At 70.9% G+C, this 19556-nt stretch carries 16 protein-coding genes; 5 read left to right on the top strand and 11 right to left on the bottom strand.

All coding sequences use genetic code 11. The features are described from left to right. Positions 1–113: 113 nt before the first annotated feature. From ACZ7D7_RS18355 to ACZ7D7_RS18325, 7 genes are all read right to left on the bottom strand, one after another. Positions 114–1319, bottom strand: a complete 1206-nt coding sequence (locus ACZ7D7_RS18355) for an acyl-CoA dehydrogenase family protein (RefSeq protein WP_470825465.1) — start codon at positions 1317–1319, stop codon at positions 114–116. A gap of 2 nt (positions 1320–1321) precedes the next feature. Next, complete coding sequence (locus tag ACZ7D7_RS18350; RefSeq protein WP_470825464.1) at positions 1322–1834, bottom strand: MaoC family dehydratase; 513 nt, start codon at positions 1832–1834, stop codon at positions 1322–1324. Between the two features lie 5 nt (positions 1835–1839). Further along, positions 1840–2805, bottom strand: a complete 966-nt coding sequence (locus ACZ7D7_RS18345) for an HpcH/HpaI aldolase/citrate lyase family protein (protein WP_470825463.1) — start codon at positions 2803–2805, stop codon at positions 1840–1842. Beyond that, the gene (locus ACZ7D7_RS18340; RefSeq protein WP_470825461.1) at positions 2802–4829 is read right to left on the bottom strand and encodes a protein meaA; all 2028 of its coding nucleotides are present in this window, start codon (positions 4827–4829) and stop codon (positions 2802–2804) included. Before ACZ7D7_RS18340 ends, ACZ7D7_RS18345 begins: the two co-directional genes overlap by 4 nt. 9 nt (positions 4830–4838) lie before the next feature. Continuing rightward, on the bottom strand, positions 4839–6176 hold the full coding sequence (gene ccrA, locus ACZ7D7_RS18335; RefSeq protein ID WP_470825836.1) for a crotonyl-CoA carboxylase/reductase: 1338 nt from the start codon (positions 6174–6176) through the stop codon (positions 4839–4841). A 395-nt stretch (positions 6177–6571) separates the two neighbouring features. Then, a complete protein-coding gene (locus ACZ7D7_RS18330) occupies positions 6572–7381 on the bottom strand; it encodes a TetR family transcriptional regulator (RefSeq protein ID WP_470825460.1) in 810 nt (269 codons plus the stop codon). Positions 7382–7520: 139 nt separating this feature from the next. Next, complete coding sequence (locus tag ACZ7D7_RS18325) at positions 7521–9326, bottom strand: 3-hydroxyacyl-CoA dehydrogenase family protein (RefSeq protein WP_470825459.1); 1806 nt, start codon at positions 9324–9326, stop codon at positions 7521–7523. Positions 9327–9693: 367 nt separating this feature from the next. On the opposite strand from ACZ7D7_RS18325, the gene ACZ7D7_RS18320 reads away from it, so the two are divergent. Then, entirely contained in the window at positions 9694–10269 is a 576-nt protein-coding gene (locus ACZ7D7_RS18320) for an adenylosuccinate lyase (RefSeq protein ID WP_470825458.1), read from the top strand. On the opposite strand, the gene ACZ7D7_RS18315 is transcribed toward ACZ7D7_RS18320, so the two are convergent. The 4 genes from ACZ7D7_RS18315 to ACZ7D7_RS18300 form a co-directional block, all read right to left on the bottom strand. Then, entirely contained in the window at positions 10193–10777 is a 585-nt protein-coding gene (locus ACZ7D7_RS18315) for a GNAT family N-acetyltransferase (protein ID WP_470825456.1), read from the bottom strand. The genes ACZ7D7_RS18320 and ACZ7D7_RS18315 overlap by 77 nt on opposite strands. A gap of 20 nt (positions 10778–10797) precedes the next feature. Further along, the gene (locus ACZ7D7_RS18310) at positions 10798–11199 is read right to left on the bottom strand and encodes a RidA family protein (RefSeq protein ID WP_470825455.1); all 402 of its coding nucleotides are present in this window, start codon (positions 11197–11199) and stop codon (positions 10798–10800) included. Between the two features lie 66 nt (positions 11200–11265). Next, positions 11266–12852, bottom strand: a complete 1587-nt coding sequence (locus ACZ7D7_RS18305; RefSeq protein WP_470825454.1) for an alpha/beta hydrolase — start codon at positions 12850–12852, stop codon at positions 11266–11268. 138 nt (positions 12853–12990) lie between these two features. Beyond that, the gene (locus tag ACZ7D7_RS18300; RefSeq protein ID WP_470825453.1) at positions 12991–14061 is read right to left on the bottom strand and encodes an Rv2578c family radical SAM protein; all 1071 of its coding nucleotides are present in this window, start codon (positions 14059–14061) and stop codon (positions 12991–12993) included. Between the two features lie 169 nt (positions 14062–14230). Here ACZ7D7_RS18300 and ACZ7D7_RS18295 point away from each other — a divergent pair, with 169 nt between their 5' ends. The 4 genes from ACZ7D7_RS18295 (at position 14231) to ACZ7D7_RS18280 (ending at position 19534) form a co-directional block, all read left to right on the top strand. Further along, the gene (locus ACZ7D7_RS18295) at positions 14231–14674 is read left to right on the top strand and encodes an SRPBCC family protein (RefSeq protein WP_470825452.1); all 444 of its coding nucleotides are present in this window, start codon (positions 14231–14233) and stop codon (positions 14672–14674) included. Positions 14675–14838: 164 nt separating this feature from the next. Beyond that, positions 14839–17238: an MFS transporter gene (locus ACZ7D7_RS18290; protein ID WP_470825451.1), complete on the top strand. Its 2400-nt coding sequence runs from the start codon at positions 14839–14841 to the stop codon at positions 17236–17238. A gap of 165 nt (positions 17239–17403) precedes the next feature. Continuing rightward, on the top strand, positions 17404–18237 hold the full coding sequence (locus ACZ7D7_RS18285) for a M55 family metallopeptidase (RefSeq protein ID WP_470825449.1): 834 nt from the start codon (positions 17404–17406) through the stop codon (positions 18235–18237). Beyond that, positions 18230–19534 carry a M20/M25/M40 family metallo-hydrolase gene (locus ACZ7D7_RS18280; protein WP_470825447.1) on the top strand — a complete coding sequence of 435 codons (1305 nt, stop codon included), beginning with the start codon at positions 18230–18232 and terminating at the stop codon, positions 19532–19534. The genes ACZ7D7_RS18285 and ACZ7D7_RS18280 overlap by 8 nt, the downstream gene beginning before the upstream one ends. Positions 19535–19556: the final 22 nt, after the last annotated feature.

Genomic DNA, 19556 nt, shown 5'->3' with positions numbered 1-19556 from the left:
GATCGTAGCGGCTTCGGGCCGCAACTGGGTAAGCCAGGAAGCCGAGTCGGCGGCTGAAGAGTGCTGACGGGGTGTGATCCTCTTCCCAAAGAAAACACCCCGTATCCGGACATCTAGCCCTGGAATCGATACTCTTCGAGCAGCCGCCGGCCGATGATCATTTTCTGGATCTCGGCGGTACCTTCACCGATGAGCAGCATCGGCGCCTCGCGGTAGAGGCGCTCGATCTCGTACTCCTTGGAGAAGCCGTATCCACCGTGGATGCGGAAGGCGTCCTCCACGACCTCCTTGCAGTATTCGGAGGCGAGGTACTTCGCCATCCCTGCCTCGAGGTCGTTTCGTTCTCCCGAGTCCTTTTTGCGTGCGGCATTCACCATCATCGCATGAGCGGCCTCCACCTTGGTAGCCATCTCGGCCAGCTTGAACTGGATCGCCTGGTGCTGGGCGATCGGCTTGCCGAAGGTGTGGCGCTGCTGGGCGTACCGCACACCCAGCTCGAACGCACGCTGCGCGACGCCGCAACCACGTGCCGCGACGTTGACGCGGCCCACCTCGACGCCGTCCATCATCTGGTAGAAGCCGCGGCCGGTGACCCCGCCGAGCACCCGGTTCGCGGGAATGCGCAGGCCGTCCATGATGAGCTCGGTGGTGTCGACCCCCTTGTAGCCCATCTTGTCGATCTTGCCCGGGATGGTCAGGCCGGGGCGCACCTCGCCGAACCCGGGCTCCTTCTCCACCAGGAAGGTGGTCATCGACTTGTGGGGGGCCGTGCCCTCCGGGTGTCCTTCGTCACTTCGGACCAGAACGGCCACCAGGGACGAGGTTCCGCCGTTCGTCAGCCACATCTTCTGGCCGCTCAGGACGTACTCGTCGCCGTCCTTCACCGCCTTCGACGTGATGGCCGACACGTCCGAGCCCAGCGCCGGCTCCGACATGGAGAACGCGCCCCGGACGTCACCGGCCGCCATCCGCGGCAGGAAGTGGTCCTTCTGCTCCTGCGTGCCGTGCTGCTTGAGCATGTACGCCACGATGAAGTGGGTGTTGATGATGCCGGACACCGACATCCAGCCGCGCGCGATCTCCTCCACGCACAGCGCGTAGGTGAGCAGCGACTCGCCCAGACCCCCGTACTCCTCGGGGATCATGAGACCGAACAGACCGAGCTCCTTGAGCCCGTCGACGATCTGCTGCGGGTACTCGTCGCGGTGCTCCAGCTCGGTCGCGACCGGGATGATCTCCTTGTCCACGAAGTCGCGGACGGTGGACAGGATCTCCTGCTGGACGTCGGTCAGACCGGCGGTCTGGGCGAGTCGCGCCATGGCTACTTCTCCTGCTGCTTCGGCTCCGGGCGGCCGGGCTGCTCGCCGCCGCGCTCCTTGATGTACGTCTCGGTCGGCACCATCACCTTGCGGCGGAACACGCAGACGAGCGTGCCGTCCTGCTTGTAGCCCCTGGTCTCGACGTGCACGATGCCGCGGTCGTTCTTCGACTTCGACGGCCACTTGTCGAGGACCGTCGTCTCGCCGTAGATCGTGTCGCCGTGGAACGTCGGCGCCACGTGCTTGAGCGACTCGATCTCCAGGTTGGCGATCGCCTTGCCGGAGACGTCCGGCACGGACATGCCGAGCAGCAGCGAGTAGATGTAGTTCCCGACGACGACGTTCTTGCCGAAGTCCGTCGTCCTCTCCGCATAGTTGACGTCCATGTGGAGCGGGTGGTGGTTCATGGTGAGGAGACAGAAGAGGTGGTCGTCGTACTCCGTGACCGTCTTCCCGGGCCAGTGCTTGTAGACCGCCCCGACCTCGAACTCCTCGTAGGTGCGTCCGAACTGCATGGCCGTCACGCCTCCGGGATCTCGAACGTGCTGGTGCGCCGCATGCCGGCGGCGCGTCCCTTGCCCGCGACGACCAGCGCCATCTTGCGGCTGGCCTCGTCGATCATCTCGTCGCCGAGCATCGCGGAGCCCTTCTTGCCGCCCGCCTCGGACGTGTAGTACTCGTACGCGTCCAGGATCAGCTCGGCGTGGTCGTAGTCCTCCTGCGACGGCGAGAAGATCTCGTTGGACGCCTCGACCTGGCCCGGGTGCAGCACCCACTTGCCGTCGAAGCCGAGCGCCGCGGCGCGCTGCGCGACCTCGCGGTAGCCGTCGACGTTGCGGATCTGGAGGTAGGGGCCGTCGATCGCCTGGAGGTTGTTGGCGCGGGCCGCCATCAGGATCTTCATCAGGATGTAGTGGTAGGCGTCCGCCGGGTAACCGGGCGGCTGCTCGCCCACGACGAGCGACTTCATGTTGATCGACGCCATGAAGTCGGCCGGGCCGAAGATGATCGTCTCCACACGTGGACTGGCCTGAGCGATTTCATTGACGTTGTTGAGGCCCTGTGCGTTCTCGATCTGCGCCTCAATGCCGATGCGGCCGACCTCGAAGCCCATCGTCTTCTCGATCTGCGTCAGCAGCAGGTCCAGCGCGACGATCTGCTGCGCGTCCTGGACCTTCGGGAGCATGATGCAGTCGAGGTTCGGGCCGGCGCCCTCCACGACCGTCACGACGTCCCGGTACGTCCACTCCGTCGTCCAGTCGTTGACGCGGACCACGCGCGTCTTGCCCGTCCAGTCGCCCTCGTTGAGGAACTTGACGATGGTGTGCCGCGCCTCGGGCTTGGCGAGCGGCGCGCAGGCGTCCTCCAGGTCGAGGAAGACCTGGTCGGCGGGGAGGCCCTGGGCCTTCTCCAGGAAGCGCGGGTTCGAGCCCGGCACGGCCAGGCAGGAACGCCGCGGGCGAAGGCGGTTGACGGGCGTGGTCATGCGGGGACCTCCAGGGGGTCGAGCTTGTTCGCTTTCCGGATCTCGTCGACGATGCGGCCGATGATTCCGGTGATGTCGAAGTCCTTCGGGGTGAAGACCGCGGCCACACCTGCGGACCTGAGCTGTTCGGCGTCGCCGTTCGGGATGATGCCACCTGCGATCACCGGAATGTCTGTGGCACCGGCCACACGCAGCCGCTCCAGCACGTCCGGCACCAGCTGCGCGTGCGACCCGGACAGGATCGACAGGCCGACCGCGTGCACGTCCTCCGCGAGCGCCGCGTCCACGATCTGCTCCGGGGTGAGCCGGATGCCCTGGTACACCACCTCGAAGCCGGCGTCACGCGCGCGTACGGCGATCTGCTCGGCGCCGTTGGAGTGCCCGTCCAGGCCCGGCTTGCCCACCAGGAAGCGCAGCTTGCCGACGCCCAGGTCCCTGGCCGTCAGTTCCACCTTGCGGCGCACCCCGGCGAGCGCGGAGCCCTCCTCGGCGGGGATCGCGACCGGCGCCGACGACACGCCCGTCGGGGCGCGGAACTCGCCGAACACCTCGCGCAGCGCGCCGGCCCACTCGCCGGTCGTGACACCGGCGCGGGCGCACTCCAGGGTCGCCTCCATCAGGTTGGCGGTGCCGCGCGCGGCCTCCTTCAGGCGCTCCAGCGCCTTGCACGGGCGCGGGTGGTTGAACGGCGGCTGGTAGCGGGTGTCGCGCCACTGCTGGAGCGAGGCGATGACGCGGGCCTCGACCGCCGGATCCACCGTCTGGATCGCGGTGTCCAGGTCGGCGGTCAGCGGGTTCGGCTCGGTGCCCTCGAAGGCGTTGACGCCGACGATCTTCTCCTCGCCGGACTCGATGCGGGCCCGGCGCTCGGCGTGCGAGGCCACCAGTTGCGACTTGAGGTAGCCCGACTCGACGGCGGCCATCGCGCCGCCCATCTCCTGGATCCGCTCGATCTCGGCGAGCGACTCCTCGACCAGCTCCGAGACCTTCGCCTCGATCACCTTCGAGCCCTCGAAGATGTCGTCGTACTCCAGCAGGTCGCTCTCGTACGCCAGGACCTGCTGGATGCGCAGCGACCACTGCTGGTCCCAGGGGCGCGGCAGGCCGAGGGCCTCGTTCCAGGCCGGCAGCTGCACGGCACGCGCGCGTGCGTCCTTCGACAGGGTCACGGCCAGCATCTCCAGCACGATGCGCTGGACGTTGTTCTCCGGCTGCGCCTCGGTCAGACCGAGGGAGTTGACCTGGACGCCGTAGCGGAAGCGGCGGTGCTTGGGGTTCTCGATGCCGTACCGCTCGCGGGTGACCTTGTCCCAGATGCGGCCGAAGGCGCGCATCTTGCACATCTCCTCGACGAAGCGGACGCCCGCGTTCACGAAGAACGAGATGCGGCCGACGACGTCGCCCATGCGCTCCTGCGGCACCTGGCCGCCGTCGCGCACGGCGTCCAGCACGGCGATCGCGGTGGACATCGCGTACGCGATCTCCTGCACCGGCGTGGCGCCCGCCTCCTGCAGGTGGTAGCTGCAGATGTTGATCGGGTTCCACTTCGGCAGGTGGGAGACCGTGTACGCGATCATGTCCGTCGTCAGACGGAGGGAGGGGCCCGGCGGGAAGACGTGCGTCCCCCGCGACAGGTACTCCTTCACGATGTCGTTCTGCGTCGTCCCCTGGAGCTTGGTGATGTCCGCGCCCTGCTCCTCGGCGACGACCTGGTAGAGCGCCAGGAGCCACATGGCCGTGGCGTTGATCGTCATCGAGGTGTTCATCTGCTCCAGGGGGATGTCCTGGAACAGCCGCCGCATGTCACCGAGATGGGCGACCGGCACGCCGACCCGGCCGACCTCGCCGCGGGCGAGGACGTGGTCGGAGTCGTAGCCGGTCTGCGTCGGCAGGTCGAACGCGACCGACAGGCCGGTCTGGCCCTTGGCGAGGTTGCGCCGGTACAGCTCGTTGGACGCCTCCGCGGTCGAGTGCCCCGCGTACGTCCGCATGAGCCACGGACGGTCCTTCTGACGCTCTGTCATCTCCGGCCCTCAGATGTTCCGGAAGCGGTTGATGGCGTCGATGTGCTTGGCGCGCGTCTCCTCGTCGCGGACGCCGAGGCCCTCCTCGGGGGCCAGGCACAGCACGCCGACCTTGCCCTGGTGGAGGTTGCGGTGCACGTCGTAGGCGGCCTGCCCGGTGTCCTCAAGGGAGTACACCTTGGACAGCGTCGGGTGGATCTTGCCCTTCGCGATGAGCCGGTTGGCCTCCCAGGCCTCGCGGTAGTTGGCGAAGTGCGAGCCGATGATGCGCTTCAGGGACATCCACAGGTAGCGGTTGTCGTACTCGTGCATGTAGCCCGAGGTCGAGGCGCAGGTGGTGATGGTGCCGCCCTTGCGGGTGACGAAGACGCTCGCGCCGAAGGTCTCGCGTCCGGGGTGCTCGAAGACGATGTCGATGTCCTCGCCGCCGGTGAGCTCGCGGATGCGCTTGCCGAAGCGCTTCCACTCCTTCGGGTCCTGGGTGTTCTCGTCCTTCCAGAACTTGTAGCCCTCGGCGTTGCGGTCGATGATCGCCTCGGCGCCCATCGAGCGGCAGATGTCCGCCTTCTGCTCACTGGAGACGACGCAGATCGGGTTGGCGCCGCCGGCCAGCGCGAACTGCGTGGCGTAGGAGCCGAGGCCGCCGCTCGCGCCCCAGATCAGGACGTTGTCGCCCTGCTTCATGCCGGCGCCGTTGCGCGAGACCAGCTGCCGGTAGGCGGTGGAGTTGACCAGGCCGGGGGCGGCGGCCTCCTCCCAGCTGAGGTGCTTCGGCTTCGGCATCAGCTGGTTGGACTTGACGAGCGCGATCTCGGCGAGGCCGCCGAAGTTGGTCTCGAAGCCCCAGATGCGCTGCTCCGGGTCGAGCATCGTGTCGTTGTGGCCGTCCGAGGACTCCAGCTCGACGGACAGGCAGTGCGCGACGACCTCGTCGCCCGGCTGCCAGGCGTTGACGCCGGGGCCGGTGCGCAGGACGACGCCCGCGAGGTCGGAGCCGATGATGTGGTACGGCAGGTCGTGGCGCTTGGCCAGCTCGTTGGTGCGGCCGTAGCGCTCCAGGAAGCCGAAGGTCGACAGCGGCTCGAAGATCGAGGTCCACACCGAGTTGTAGTTGACCGAGGAGGCCATCACGGCCACCAGGGCCTCGCCCGGGCCCAGTTCGGGCACCGGCACGTCGTCGAGGTGGATCGACTTGCGCGGGTCCTTCTCGCGGGTCGGCATGCCCGCGAACATCTCGGTCTCGTCCTTGTGCACGGTGATCGCGCGGTACGACTCGGGGAGCGGCAGGGCGGCGAAGTCGGCCGGCGTCGAGTCGGGCGACTGGATCGCGTCCAGGATGTCCTTCACGGTCACGGTGTTGCCTCCGGCGGTGAGCGCCCTGAGGGAGGGGCGCTGAGGGTTGCGTCGGTGCTGCTGAGGGTTTTCGCGGGTGTGCCGTCGGTTCGGCCGGTGGTGCTGTGCGGCAGCGCTTTGTGGCGCGGGAGGGTGCCTGTGACGCAGGCGTCCGGAGCACGCGCGGGCGGTGGGCCCGCTGGGACAGGTGCCCGGACCCCCTCAACGTATGACACCGCGTGTCAGCTGACAAGGCACTGAGTGCCAGAACCTGCTCTCAGATGAAATCTTTACGTAACAAATGAGCGATGATCGATCGAATTGCCTCACCGGAGAGGGGCAAACGCCACCCGGATACGCCAAAACGGCCACCCGTACGGGTGGCCGTCGTCACAGCGGGCTGGGCGGGCTCAGCGGGTCTTGAGGGCCTCCTCGATGGTCCGCATGACCTCGTCCAGCGGCGCGTCGGTCCGCGCGACCGTCACCAGCACCTCGCCGTGCACGGAGGCCGTGGCCGGCGTCTGGCGGGGCGCGCCGCTGCGGCCCGCCCCGATGCCCGTGCCGAACGTCTTGCGGACGATCGCGAAGGCGTGGTCGAGCTGCGCCTCCACGTCGCCCTGGCCGCCCGCCCGCAGCCAGCGCCGCAGGACGTGGTTGTGGGCGGTGACGACCGCGGACGCGGCGACCTCGGCGAGCAGCGGGTCGTCGTTGGCGTCGTCGTCGTGCGCGTGCTCGTCGAAGTGGCCGAGGAGGTAGCGGGTGAAGAGGCGCTCGTAGCGGGCCACCGACGCGATCTCCGCCTCGCGCAGGGTGGGCACCTCGCGCGTCAGCTTGTAGCGGGCGACCGAGATCTCCGGCCGGGCCGCGTACATCTTCATGACTTCCTTGATGCCGCGGCACACGGTGTCGAGCGGGTGCTCGTGCGCGGGCGCCGCGTTGAGCACCGCCTCCGCGCGCACCAGGGTGTCGTCGTGGTCGGGGAAGATGGCCTCTTCCTTGGAGCGGAAGTGGCGGAAGAACGTGCGGCGCGCGACCCCGGCCTGGGCCGCGATCTCGTCGACGGTGGTCGCCTCGTACCCCTTGGTCGCGAACAGCTCCATCGCCGCGGCCGCCAGTTCCCGGCGCATCTTGAGCCGTTGGGCGGCGGCGCGACTGCCGGCGGCGCTTTCCGGCGCGTCGGGCGTAGCTGGTGTACGTGAGGACTTGGCGGGCTGGGACATGCCCCGAACGTACTGCATGTGCGCAGCTCCATGCGCGTGCACGGGGTTCCCCCCGCCCCTCGGGGACGGGGGAAGCACGGCGGGGTCGAGCAGTCCGCCCCAGTCCTCACCTGGCCGGAACCAGTCGCCGGGCCGTCCTTCAGCGGCGGGCATACTCGCGGAAGCCGCGGCCCGTCTTGCGGCCGAGGCAGCCCGCGGCCACCAGGTGCTCCAGCAGCGGCGCCGGGGCGAGGCCCGGGTCGCGGAACTCGCGGTGCAGGACCTTCTCGATGGCGAGGGAGACGTCCAGACCGACGACGTCCAGCAGCTCGAAGGGCCCCATCGGGTAGCCGCCGCCGAGCTTCATGGCCGCGTCGATGTCGTCCAGCGACGCGTAGTGCTCCTGCACCATCTTGATCGCGTTGTTCAGGTACGGGAAGAGCAGCGCGTTGACGATGAACCCGGCGCGGTCGCCGCAGTCCACGGCGTGCTTCTTGATCCTGACGCACACCTCGCGGACCGTGGCGTGGACGTCGTCGGCGGTCAGCACCGTGCGGACCACCTCGACCAGCTTCATCGCGGGCGCCGGGTTGAAGAAGTGCATGCCGATCACGTCCTGCGGACGCGAGGTGGCGCGGGCGCAGGCGACGACCGGCAGGGACGAGGTCGTCGTCGCGAGGACGGCGCCCGGCTTGCAGACCTTGTCCAGCGCGGCGAACAACTGCTGCTTGACCGCCAGGTCCTCCGCGACCGCCTCGACGGCCAGGTCGACGTCGGCGAAGTCGTCGTAGCTGCCCGTCGGCCGGATCCGCTCCAGGGTCTGCGCGGCGGTCTCGGCGGTCATCCGGCCCTTGTCGACGGAGCGGGCCAGCGACTTGCCGATGCGGGCCTTGGCCGTCTGCGCCTTCTCCTCGCTGCGGGCGGCGAGGACGACCTCGTAGCCGGCCTTGGCGAACACCTCGGCGATGCCGGAGGCCATCGTGCCGGAGCCCGCGACGCCGACCGAGCGGACCGGCCGGCCGACGGCCTCGGTGCCGCCCTCGCGCGGGGTCAGCGCGTCCGGCACGACGGTCGCGCTGTCGGGTGCCTCGTACGTGTAGAAGCCGCGGCCCGCCTTGCGGCCCGTCAGGCCCGCCGCGCTGAGCTGCTTCAGGATCGGCGCCGGGGCGTGCAGCCGGTCGCGGGACTCGGCGTACATGGCCTCCAGGACCGTGCGGGCGGTGTCGATGCCGATCAGGTCGAGCAGGGCGAGGGGGCCCATCGGCAGTCCGCAGCCCAGCCGCATCGCCGCGTCGATGTCCTCGCGGGAGGCGTAGTTCGCCTCGTACATCGCGGCGGCCTGGTTGAGGTAGCCGAACAGCAGCCCGTCGGCGACGAATCCGGGCCGGTCGCCGACCGCGACGGGCTCCTTGCCGAGGTCCAGGGCGAGGTTGGTGACGGCGGTGACGGCGGCGGGCGCGGTCAGCACGGACGAGACGACCTCGACCAGCTTCATCGCGGGCGCCGGGTTGAAGAAGTGCATGCCGAGCACCCGCTCGGGGCGGGAGGAGTCGGCGGCCAGGCGCGTGACCGACAGGGCGTTGGTGCCGGTCGCGAGGATCGTCGTGGGCCGCACGATCCCGTCCAGCTCCCGGAAGATCTGCTGCTTGACCTCGTACGACTCCGGCGCCACCTCGATGACCAGGTCGGCGTCGGCCGCCGCGCGCAGGTCGGTGGAGGTGCGGACCCGGGCGAGGAGGTCCGCGCGGTCCTGCTCGGTGAGCCGCCCGCGCTGCACGGCGCGGGCGGTGGAGGCCTCCAGGGCGGCGGCGCACTTGGCGGCCTGGGCCTCGCTGATGTCGATGCCGAGGACCGTCCGGCCGGCCTTGGCGAGGACCTCGGCGATGCCGGTGCCCATGGTGCCGAGGCCGACGACGGCGATGGTCCGGAGCGGGGACAGAGGGGTGTCGGACAGGGGAGTGGCCATCGCGGACTCCAGGAATGAGGGTGACGACTGGGAGCGCGACCGGGTGCGCCGGGAAGGGCGCACCGGGTGGCGTGGAGGAGTGCGGGTGTTGCCGGGCTGCAGGCGCACACGCCCGGTGCCGTCGCCCGGGCGACACGCGTGCCCGGCGAACGGCGGTCCGACCGGCCCTGTCCCGTGGCCGAGTCGTACAGGTACGTCAGTACCGAACCGACTGCTCTCACCAACGGCTGCGTCACCAAACCGTGGTGAGGAATGCTGCGAGAGGGTAACTCGCTCGTCTGAGCTTAACTTGCGGGTAACGAGCGCGCCAGTCCCCGGGTTTGTGATGTACGTCCCGAGCCGCCGACGGCCGTCCTACCCTCGTGCCATGGACGAAGAGTTGCGATCACTCACGGAGCGCTTACGGACCGAGGCCGGGGCGTCGGAGGCCTTCCGGCAGCTGGCCGCGACCGAGGACACCGACGAACTGGCCGCGGTGCTCACCCGGCCCGGCGAACCCCTGTGGGCCCGCGAACTGGCCGCCTTCCGGCTCGGACTCGCGGGAGACCGCCGCGCCTTCGAGGCCCTGATCCTGCTCCTCAACCACCGCGACCCGCCCCGCTGCGCCGCCGCCGCGCACGCCCTCGCCCGCCTCGGCGACCCGCGCACGGCCCGCGCCGCCGCCGCGCTCGCCACCAACGAACTGCGCGTCGCCTACGCCCTGCACCCCGTCCGCCTCCTGGTCGAACTGCGCGCCCCCGAATCCGTCCCGGCCCTGATCACCACCCTGGAACGCCGTCTGCACCCCCACGACCCGTACCACCGCGTCGCCCTGGCCTGCGTCGAGGGCCTCGGCACCCTGGCCGACCCGCGCGCCAGACGAGTCCTCACCGAGTCCCTGGCCCACCCCCACCTGGCCCGAGCGGCGGCCCATTCCCTGACCCGAATCCCACGCCAGCGCTGAGGGCATCGCCTGGTCGGCCGGAGAGCTCCTTCACGTACCGCACCTCGGCGACCGCGGCCCCGGCCGCCTCGAAGGCTTCCTCGGCCCCGTCGGCGCGGAAGCCGGCGCGCTCGTAGAACCGCCGGGCCCGGGAGTTGTCCCGCAGCACCCAGAGGAACACGCGACCGCGCCCGGCGCAGCGGCGAACCGCCTCGGCGAGCAGGGCCCGCCCCAGCCCCTGCCCGAGCAGGTCCGGCCGTACGTAGAGCGCGTAGAGCTCGCCGTCCGGGGTCAATGCGTCCCCGTTCCGGTACGGGCCGTGCGCGGCCCAGCCGGTGATCTCGCCGTCGAGTTCCGCGACGAGGTTCACCACGCCCGCGTCGCCCCGTGCCAGGAGGGCCCGGCGGTGCGCGGCGTCCGCCGTCACGTCGAGCGCGTCCAGGTACGGCTGGGGCACCAGCCCCCGGTACGCCGACTGCCAGCCGCGGACCCGGATTTCGGCCACCCGGTCGCAGTCGGCGTGGGTCATCTCGCGGATCGTCGGCGCCGTCACTCGGGCACGACCGCGTAGGCCTCGATCTCCAGGAGGCAGGACGGGTGGGCCAGGGCGGTGACCTGGACGGCCGAGGCAGCGGGGAGGCGGGAGTCGGGGATGTGGGCGGCGCGGGCCTCGCGGACGGCCGGCATGTGGGACATGTCCGTGACGAAATAGGTGAGTTTGACGACGTCGTCGAAGGTCGCGCCCGCCGCGGTCAGGCAGTGGGACAGGTTGGCGAAGACCTGGTGGGCCTGGGCCGACGGGTCCGACTCGCCGACCGGCTCGCCCCGGGCGTCCAGGGGGAGCTGGCCCGAGATCGCCACGAAGCGGCCGGTGCCCATGACCACGTGCGTGTACTGCGCGGCGGGGGCGACGCCTTCGGGGGCGGGGATTCTCGTCAGCTCGCTGCTCATGCGGACATGATTGCGTACGGGACTGACAATCCCCGCCCCGGCGGAGGCCCTCGCCGCGGGCCGGGCTCAGCCGCGGAAGCCCAGGAGGCCGTGCAGGGCCGAGCCGCGTGCCGAGTCCGACGCCGCCTTCGACGTCAGCGGCTTCGGGTCGGGCAGGGCGCGGCACACCGCGTCCGCCTCGCCGTCGCCGCGCGGCACCGTCCCGTCGGTCAGGTAGGCCGCGAGGTGCTCGTCCAGGCAGTCGTTCCCGCTCAGCGTGATGCCGTGGTTGCCGCCGCCCTCCTCGACCACGAGGCTCGATCCGGCGAGGCTGCGGCTCATCGTCACACCGCCCTCGTACGGGGTCGCCGCGTCGTTCGTCGCCTGGAACAGCAGGGCGGGCGGCAGTTGGTGGTTGGTGACGTCCACCGGGCGCAGGGAACTCGTCGGCCAGAACGCGCACGGCGCGTTGTACCAGGCGTTGTTCCAGGCCATGAACGGCGCCTTCTCGTGCACCGCCCAGTTGTCCTCGCGCCACTGCCCCCAGTCCCGCGGCCAGGGCGCGTCACGGCACTCCACCGCCGCGTAGACGCTGTAGCCGTTGTCGCCGGAGGCGTCCACCGCGCCGAAGTTCTCGTAGGCCTCGACCAGCGGGTCGGTGTTCCCGTCGTTCACGTACGCCGCGAACGCCTCGGCGAGATAGGGCCAGTAGCCGTTGTAGTAGCCGCCCGGAAGGTACGTGTCCTCCAGTTCGGCGGCCCCGACCCTGCCCTCGGCCGGCTCCTTCGCCAGCGCGGCCCGCATCGCGTACCACTTGGACTCGATCGCGCCCGGGTCCTTGCCCAGCCGGTACGTGCCGTCGTGCCGGGCGACCCACGCCATGAACGCGCGGTGCCGGTCGTTGAAGGCGTAGTCCTGGGTGAGGTTGTCCTCGTACCACACGCCCCTCGGGTCCACGACCGAGTCCAGCACCAGCCGCCGCACCCGCTCCGGGAACAGCCTGCCGTAGACCGCGCCGAGGTAGGTGCCGTAGGAGTAGCCGAAGTAGTTGATCCTCTCGGCGCCGAGGGCGGCCCGGATCGCGTCCATGTCGCGCACCGTGCTGACCGTGTCGATGTGCGGCAGCAGGTCGCCGTACTTCTTGCCGCAGGCCGCCGCGAACGCCTTCGCGCGCGTGACGTTCGCCTTCTCCAGCGCGCGCGTGCGCGGCACGGAGTCCGGGCGGACCGGGTCGAAGTGGCCGGGGCGGCAGTCGAGCGCGGGCCGGCTCGCGCCCACCCCGCGCGGGTCGAAGCCGATGACGTCGTACTGGGCGGCGACCTTGTCGGGCAGCGCGGAGGCGACGAATCCGGCCAGTGTCAGACCGCTGCCGCCGGGGCCGCCGGGGTTGACCAGCAGCGGGCCCTGGTACGTCTTCGACGTGTGCGGCACCCGGGACAGCGCCAGGGTGATCTGCCGCCCGCGCGGGTCCGCGTGGTCGAGCGGCACCTTCAGCGACGCGCACTGGAGCGTCGGGTAGTCCTTGGTTCCGCAGTCCTTCCAGGTGAGCTTCGTGAGCTTCGCGGCGGGCGCGGACCGCGCGGCGAGCGGGGCGTTCGCCTCGGCCGGGACGGCCGTCGCGGCCGAGGCCACGAGCACGGCGGCGCCGCTCAGAACGGCTGCGCTTCTTCTCATGTGGGGGCCTCCCAGGACGGAGGGGTGTCGGACCGCGAGGTTCACGGCCCTCGCCGCATCGTCCCGGAAAGCGACCCCCGCAGAACGCGTTCTGCCAAGACTTGACCCGATCGGGTCGAGGGATGCGCTCGGATGCTCCTAAATGAGCGTGAGTTGAGTCGGTTCGGTCACGGCCGGTCCGGTCTCCTCGGGCGTCGGCCCGGGCGCGGGCTCCGGCTCCCGGATGCGGCGCGGCATCCCCGCGCGCGTGGGCCCGATGCCGTACTCCTGCGCCAGGTCGTGCACCTGACGCGTGATCCGGCGCTGGTACCACTTCGGGGCGTAGGCGCCGTCCGCGTACAGCCGCTCGTAGCGGCGCACCAGATGCGGGTGGTGCTGTCCCAGCCAGGCCATGAACCACTCGCGGGCGCCGGGCCGCAGATGCAGCGCGAGCGGCGTCACCGACGTGGCGCCCGCCTCCGCGATCGCCCGCACCGTCGCCCGCAGTTGGGCGGGACCGTCGCTCAGGAACGGGATCACCGGCGCCATCAGCACACCGCAGCCGATGCCGTGCTCGCCCAGGGTGCGTACGACGTCCAGGCGGCGCTCCGGCGCGGGCGTGCCCGGCTCCACCGTGCGCCACAGCTCCGGGTCCGTGAAGCCCACCGACACCGAGATGCCGACGTCCGTCACCTCCGCCGCCTGCGTCAGCAGGTCCAGGTCGCGCAGGATCAGCGTCCCCTTGGTGAGGATCGAGAAGGGGTTCGCGTGGTCGCGCAGCGCGCCGATGATGCCCGGCATCAGCCGGTAGCGGCCCTCGGCGCGCTGGTAGCAGTCGACGTTCGTGCCCATCGCGATGTGCTCGCCCTGCCAGCGCCGCGAGGACAGCTGGCGGCGCAGCACCTCCGGCGCGTTCACCTTGACCACGATCTGCGTGTCGAAGCCGATGCCCGTGTCGAGGTCCAGATAGCTGTGCGTCTTGCGGGCGAAGCAGTACACGCACGCGTGCGTGCATCCCCGGTAGGGGTTCACCGTCCACTCGAACGGCATCCGGGAGGCCCCCGGCACCCGGTTGACGATCGAACGGGCCCGCACCTCGTGGAAGGTGATCCCGGCGAATTCAGGCGTGTCGAAGGTGCGGGTGGTCACCGCGTCCGCGCCGAACAGCGCGGCGTCGGCCCGGCCGTGCTCGGTGGGGCCGGACTCGACAGTGAGGTTCTCCCAGCGCATGACGCCTCCTCGGTAGCACTGGGCACAGAATAGAACACATGTTCCCTTGATCGTGCGAAGGTGTTTTCCGATCACTTCCGGCCGTCGCCGGTGCCCCCGATTTGGGCCCGCGGGCAGCGGGGTGGTTGGCTGGTCCCCACCCCGAGAACCCAGGTGCTGGAGGAAGTCGATGGCGCAGGTCGAGGCCACTACGGAGCGGATCGTCGCGGCGGACGCGGAGACGGTGTTCGACACGCTCGCCGACTACAGCGGCGCGCGCGAGAAGCTGCTGCCCGAGCACTTCAGCGAGTACGAGGTCCGCGAGGGCGGCGACGGCGAGGGCACCGTCGTCCACTGGAAGCTCCAGGCCACCAGCAAGCGCGTCCGCGACTGCCTGCTGGACGTCACCGAGCCCACCGACGGCGAGCTCGTCGAGAAGGACCGCAACTCCTCCATGGTCACCACCTGGCGGGTCACCCCGGCCGGCGAGGGCAGGTCCCGCGTCGTCGTGACCACGACCTGGACGGGCGCCGGAGGTATCGGCGGCTTCTTCGAGAAGACCTTCGCGCCGAAGGGTCTCGGCCGTATCTACGACGCTCTCCTCGCCAAGCTCGCCGCCGAGGTCGAGAAGTAGCGCGCGACCGGTCTCTCAAGGCGCCGACATCCCCGGGGTGTTGGCGCCTTCACCGGTTCGGGTGATCTCCGGACCGACCGGCCTTGTGCCGTAACTCGCCGTATCTGCTCGCAGTTGTCGCTTTGCGCGGGAAATGTGCGGCAGTGCGACGAGGGGAGCGGTACGTGGGCGGGATCACTCTGGTGCAGGACGAACAGGCGGCCGCGCCGCCCGAAAGGCCCGCGCCGCCACCGCCGCCCCCGGCCGAACTCGACCCCCGCCGCGTCCGGTTGGTGTTCTTCGCGCTCATGCTGGCGCTGCTCCTGGCCGCCCTGGAGCAGATGATCGTCGCCACCGCGCTCCCGAAGATCGTCGGCGAGCTGCACGGCCTGGACAAGATGTCCTGGGCGATCACCGCCTACCTGCTCACGGCCACCGTCGGCCTGCCGATCTACGGCAAGCTCGGCGACCTCCTCGGCCGCAAGGGCGTCTTCCAGTTCGCCATCGTCGTCTTCGTCGTCGGCTCCGCGCTCGCCGGCCGCGCCCGGACCATGGACCAGCTGATCGCCTTCCGCGCGGTGCAGGGCGTCGGCGCGGGCGGCCTCATGATCGGCGTGCAGGCGATCATCGCGGACATCGTCCCGCCCCGGCAGCGCGGCCGGTACATGGGACTGATCGGCGCCGCGTTCGGCCTCGCGTCCGTCGCGGGACCGCTGCTCGGCGGCTACTTCACCGACCACCTCTCCTGGCGCTGGTGCTTCTACATCAACGTCCCCTTCGGCCTGCTCACCATGGCTGTCGTCGCCGTCGTCCTGAAGCTGCCGAAACCCACCGCCACACCCCGCTTCGACGTCCTCGGCGCGCTCCTGCTGGCCGCCGCCTCCACCTGCCTGGTCCTGCTCACCAGTTGGGGCGGCACCGAGTACGCGTGGGACTCGGAGGTCGTCCTCGGCCTCGGCGCGGGCGCCGTCGCCGCCACCGCCCTGTTCCTCGTCGCCGAGCGCTTCGCCCCCGAACCGCTCATCCCGCTGCGGCTGTTCAGGAACTCCGTCTTCAACGTCACCGGACTGGTCGGACTCGTCGTCGGCGTTGCCCTGTTCGGCGCGGCCAGCTATCTGCCGACGTACCTGCAGATGGTCGACGGGGCGTCCGCCACCGAGTCCGGGCTGCTGATGCTGCCCATGATGGGCGGCATCGTCGGCGCCTCCATCGTCTCCGGCCAGCTCATCAGCCACACCGGCAAGTACCGCGCCTTCCCGGTCCTCGGCGGCGCCCTGTCCGTCGCCGGCATGTGGCTGCTGTCCCGCCTGGAGTCGGACACGCCCCGGCTGCACTACAGCGTCTGGATGTTCGTCCTCGGCGCCGGCATCGGCATGGTGATGCCCGTCCTGATCCTCGCCGTCCAGAACTCCGTACGCCCCTCGGACCTCGGCACCGCCACCAGCGCCAACAACTACTTCCGGCAGATCGGCGGGAGCGTGGGCGCCGCCGTCTTCGGCACCCTCTTCGCCGACCGGCTCGCCGACGCGCTGCGCGACCACGTCCCCGCGCGCGCGGGCGGCGCGCTGCCCGACCCCGAGTCCCTCACCCCCCAGGTGGTCCACGCGCTGCCCCCGGCGCTGCGTGACGGCTACATCCGGGCCTACGCCGACGCCATGCCCCGGATCTTCCTCTACCTCGTGCCGGTGCTCGTCCTGGGCCTGCTCATCGCCTTCTTCCTCAAGGAGACCCCCCTGTTGAACACCGCAGCGTCCCACACCGCCCCCGACCCGACGACCGCCCGGCCGAACAACACCACGGTCCCGGGCGCCCGTTCACCCCACACCGGCGGCATCCCCGTGTGCGGCACCGTGCAGCACCCCGACGGCACCGCCGTACCGCGCGCGGCGCTCACCCTCATCGACGTCTCCGGGCAGCAGATCGGACGAGGCGCCAGCGGGGACGACGGCCGGTACGCGCTGGCCACGCCCGGCTCCGGGGCGTACGTCCTGATCGCCGCGGCGGGCGGCCACCAGCCGCAGGCCGTCTCCGTGACCGTCGGCGAGCGGCCCGTCGAACTCGACGTCGTCCTCGGCGGCGCCGGACGCCTCGCGGGCAGCGTGGTCACCGCCGACGGCACGCCCGTGCGGGACGCGGCGGTCACGCTCACCAACGTGCACGGCGAGGTCGTCGCGAGCACCCGCAGCGGACGCGAGGGCGGCTACGTCATCACCGAGCTGGTGGCCGGCGAGTACACCCTCGCGGCGAGCGCGCCCGCCTTCCGTCCTGCCGCGCTGCCCGTCAGCGTGCAGGCCGCCCGGGAGACCCGCCAGGACGTCGAACTCGCCGGCGGGGCCGTCCTGCGCGGCACCGTCCGCGCGAGCGCCGGGCGGCCCGTCGAGGACGCGCGCGTGACGCTGCTCGACGCGGCGGGCAACGTCGTCGACACCCTCACCACGGGCCAGGACGGCACGTTCCGGTTCGTCGACCTGTCGTCCGGCGAGTACACCGTCATCGCGGCGGGCTACCCGCCGGTGGCGACCGTCCTCCAGGTCGCCGGCGGCGGACGCACCGAACGAGACCTGCAACTCGGACACGAGGACTGAGGGCCGGGGACACGGGGCCGGCGGCCTTTCGCGGCCCGGTCCGGCCCGCTGACCTGCCCACACCGTCCCGTGAGGGCCCTCGGCCGGACCGCCATTGGTCTGGGCCGGTGAGAGTTTTCCACAGGCCTGGCAGGGATTCGCCGCGACCGCGTAGCGTGAGGCGGCATGAAGATCCTCATCAGCGCCGACATGGAGGGCGCCACCGGCGTGACCTGGCCCGCCGACGTGCTGCCGGGCACGCCGCAGTGGGAGCGGTGCCGTTCGATGTTCACCTCGGACGTCAACGCCGCCGTGCTGGGCTTCCTGGACGGCGGCGCCGACGAGGTGCTGATCAACGAGGCGCACTGGACCATGCGCAATCTCCTGCTGGAGCAGCTCGACGAGCGCGCCGAGATGCTCACCGGACGGCACAAGTCCCTGTCCATGGTGGAAGGCGTGCAGCACGGCGACGTGGACGGCATCGCCTTCGTCGGCTACCACGCGGGCGCCGGCATGGAGGGCGTCCTCGCCCACACCTACCTGGCGAACTCGATCACGGGCGTGTGGCTGAACGACGTCCGGGCGAGCGAGGGCCTGCTCAACGCGCACGTGGTCGCCGAGTACGGCGTCCCGGTCGTCCTCGTCACCGGCGACGACGTGGCCTGCGAGGACGCGCTCGGGTACGCGCCCGAGGCGCTGAAGGTCGCCGTCAAGGACCACGTCTCGCGGTACGCGGCCGTGTGCCGCACCCCGTCCAGAACCGCCTCGGACATCCGCGCCGCGGCGAAGGAGGCGGCGTCCCTGGCGGTGCGTCACGAACCGGTCCGCGGCGGGCCGTTCACCATCGCGTTGGAGTTCGACGCGGAACATCTGGCGATGGCCGCCACGGTCGTGCCGGGCGTCGCCCGGATCGGGGAGCGGAAGGTCGCCTACACCAACGACACCATGTACGAGGGCATCCGCACGTTCAAGGCGGTCACGACGATCGTCTCGGCCGCGGTGGAGGAGCAGTATGGCTGACCCGCAGGCACTGGACGAGGTCGTGACGTTCACGTCCGAGCTCATCCGCATCGACACCACCAACCGGGGCGGCGGCGACTGCCGCGAGCGCCCCGCCGCCGAGTACGCGGCCGCCCGCCTCGCCGAGGCCGGCCTGGAGCCCGTGCTGCTGGAGCGCACCCCCGGCCGGACCAACGTCGTCGCGCGCGTCGAGGGCACCGACCCGGCCGCCGACGCCCTGCTGCTGCACGGTCACCTGGACGTGGTGCCGGCCCAGGCCGACGACTGGAGCGTCCACCCGTTCTCCGGCGAGATCCGCGACGGGGTCGTGTGGGGGCGCGGGGCCGTCGACATGAAGAACATGGACGCGATGATCCTCGCCGTCGTACGCGCCTGGGCCCGCCAGGGCGTGCGGCCCCGCCGGGACGTCGTGATCGCGTTCACCGCCGACGAGGAGGACAGCGCCGCCGACGGCTCCGGATACCTCGCCGACCGGCACGCCGGCCTGTTCGAGGGCTGCACGGAGGGCGTCAGCGAGTCGGGGGCGTACACGTTCCACGACGGCGAGGGCCGCCAGATCTATCCGGTCGCGGCGGGCGAGCGCGGCACGGGCTGGCTGAAGCTGACCGCGCGCGGCCGCGCCGGACACGGCTCCAAGGTCAACGCGGAGAACGCGGTCTCGCGGCTCGCGGCGGCGATCGCCCGCATCGGCGACCACGAGTGGCCCACCCGCCTCACCCCGACCGTACGGGCCGCCCTCACCGAACTGGCCGCGCTGTACGGCATCGAGGCGGACCTCGACGATGTCGACGCGCTCCTCGGCAAGCTCGGCCCCGCAGCGAAGCTCGTCGAGGCCACGGTCCGCAACAGCGCCAACCCGACCATGCTCAACGCGGGCTACAAGGTCAACGTGATCCCGGGCGAAGCCGTCGCCCACGTGGACGGGCGCTTCCTGCCCGGCGGCGAGGACGAGTTCCGGGCCACGCTCGACCGGCTCACCGGGCCCGACGTCGACTGGGAGTTCCACCACCGGGAGGTGGCCCTCCAGGCGCCCGTCGACTCGCCGACGTTCGCCGGGATGCGCGCCGCCATCGAGGAGTTCGCGCCGGAGGGGCACGTGGTGCCGTTCTGCATGTCCGGCGGCACCGACGCCAAGCAGTTCTCGCGGCTCGGCATCACCGGCTACGGCTTCACCCCGCTGAAGCTGCCCGAGGGCTTCGACTACCAGGCTCTCTTCCACGGCGTCGACGAGCGCGTCCCGGTGGAGGCCCTGCACTTCGGCGTCCGTGTCCTCGACCGCTTCCTGCGGTCGGCCTAGAGAAGCCCGGGAGGAACCGGAG

Source organism: Streptomyces sp. NPDC037054, assembly GCF_055606745.1.
The sequence above is the reverse complement of the archived record's forward strand: the minus strand, read 5'-3'. Positions and strand labels throughout refer to the sequence as shown.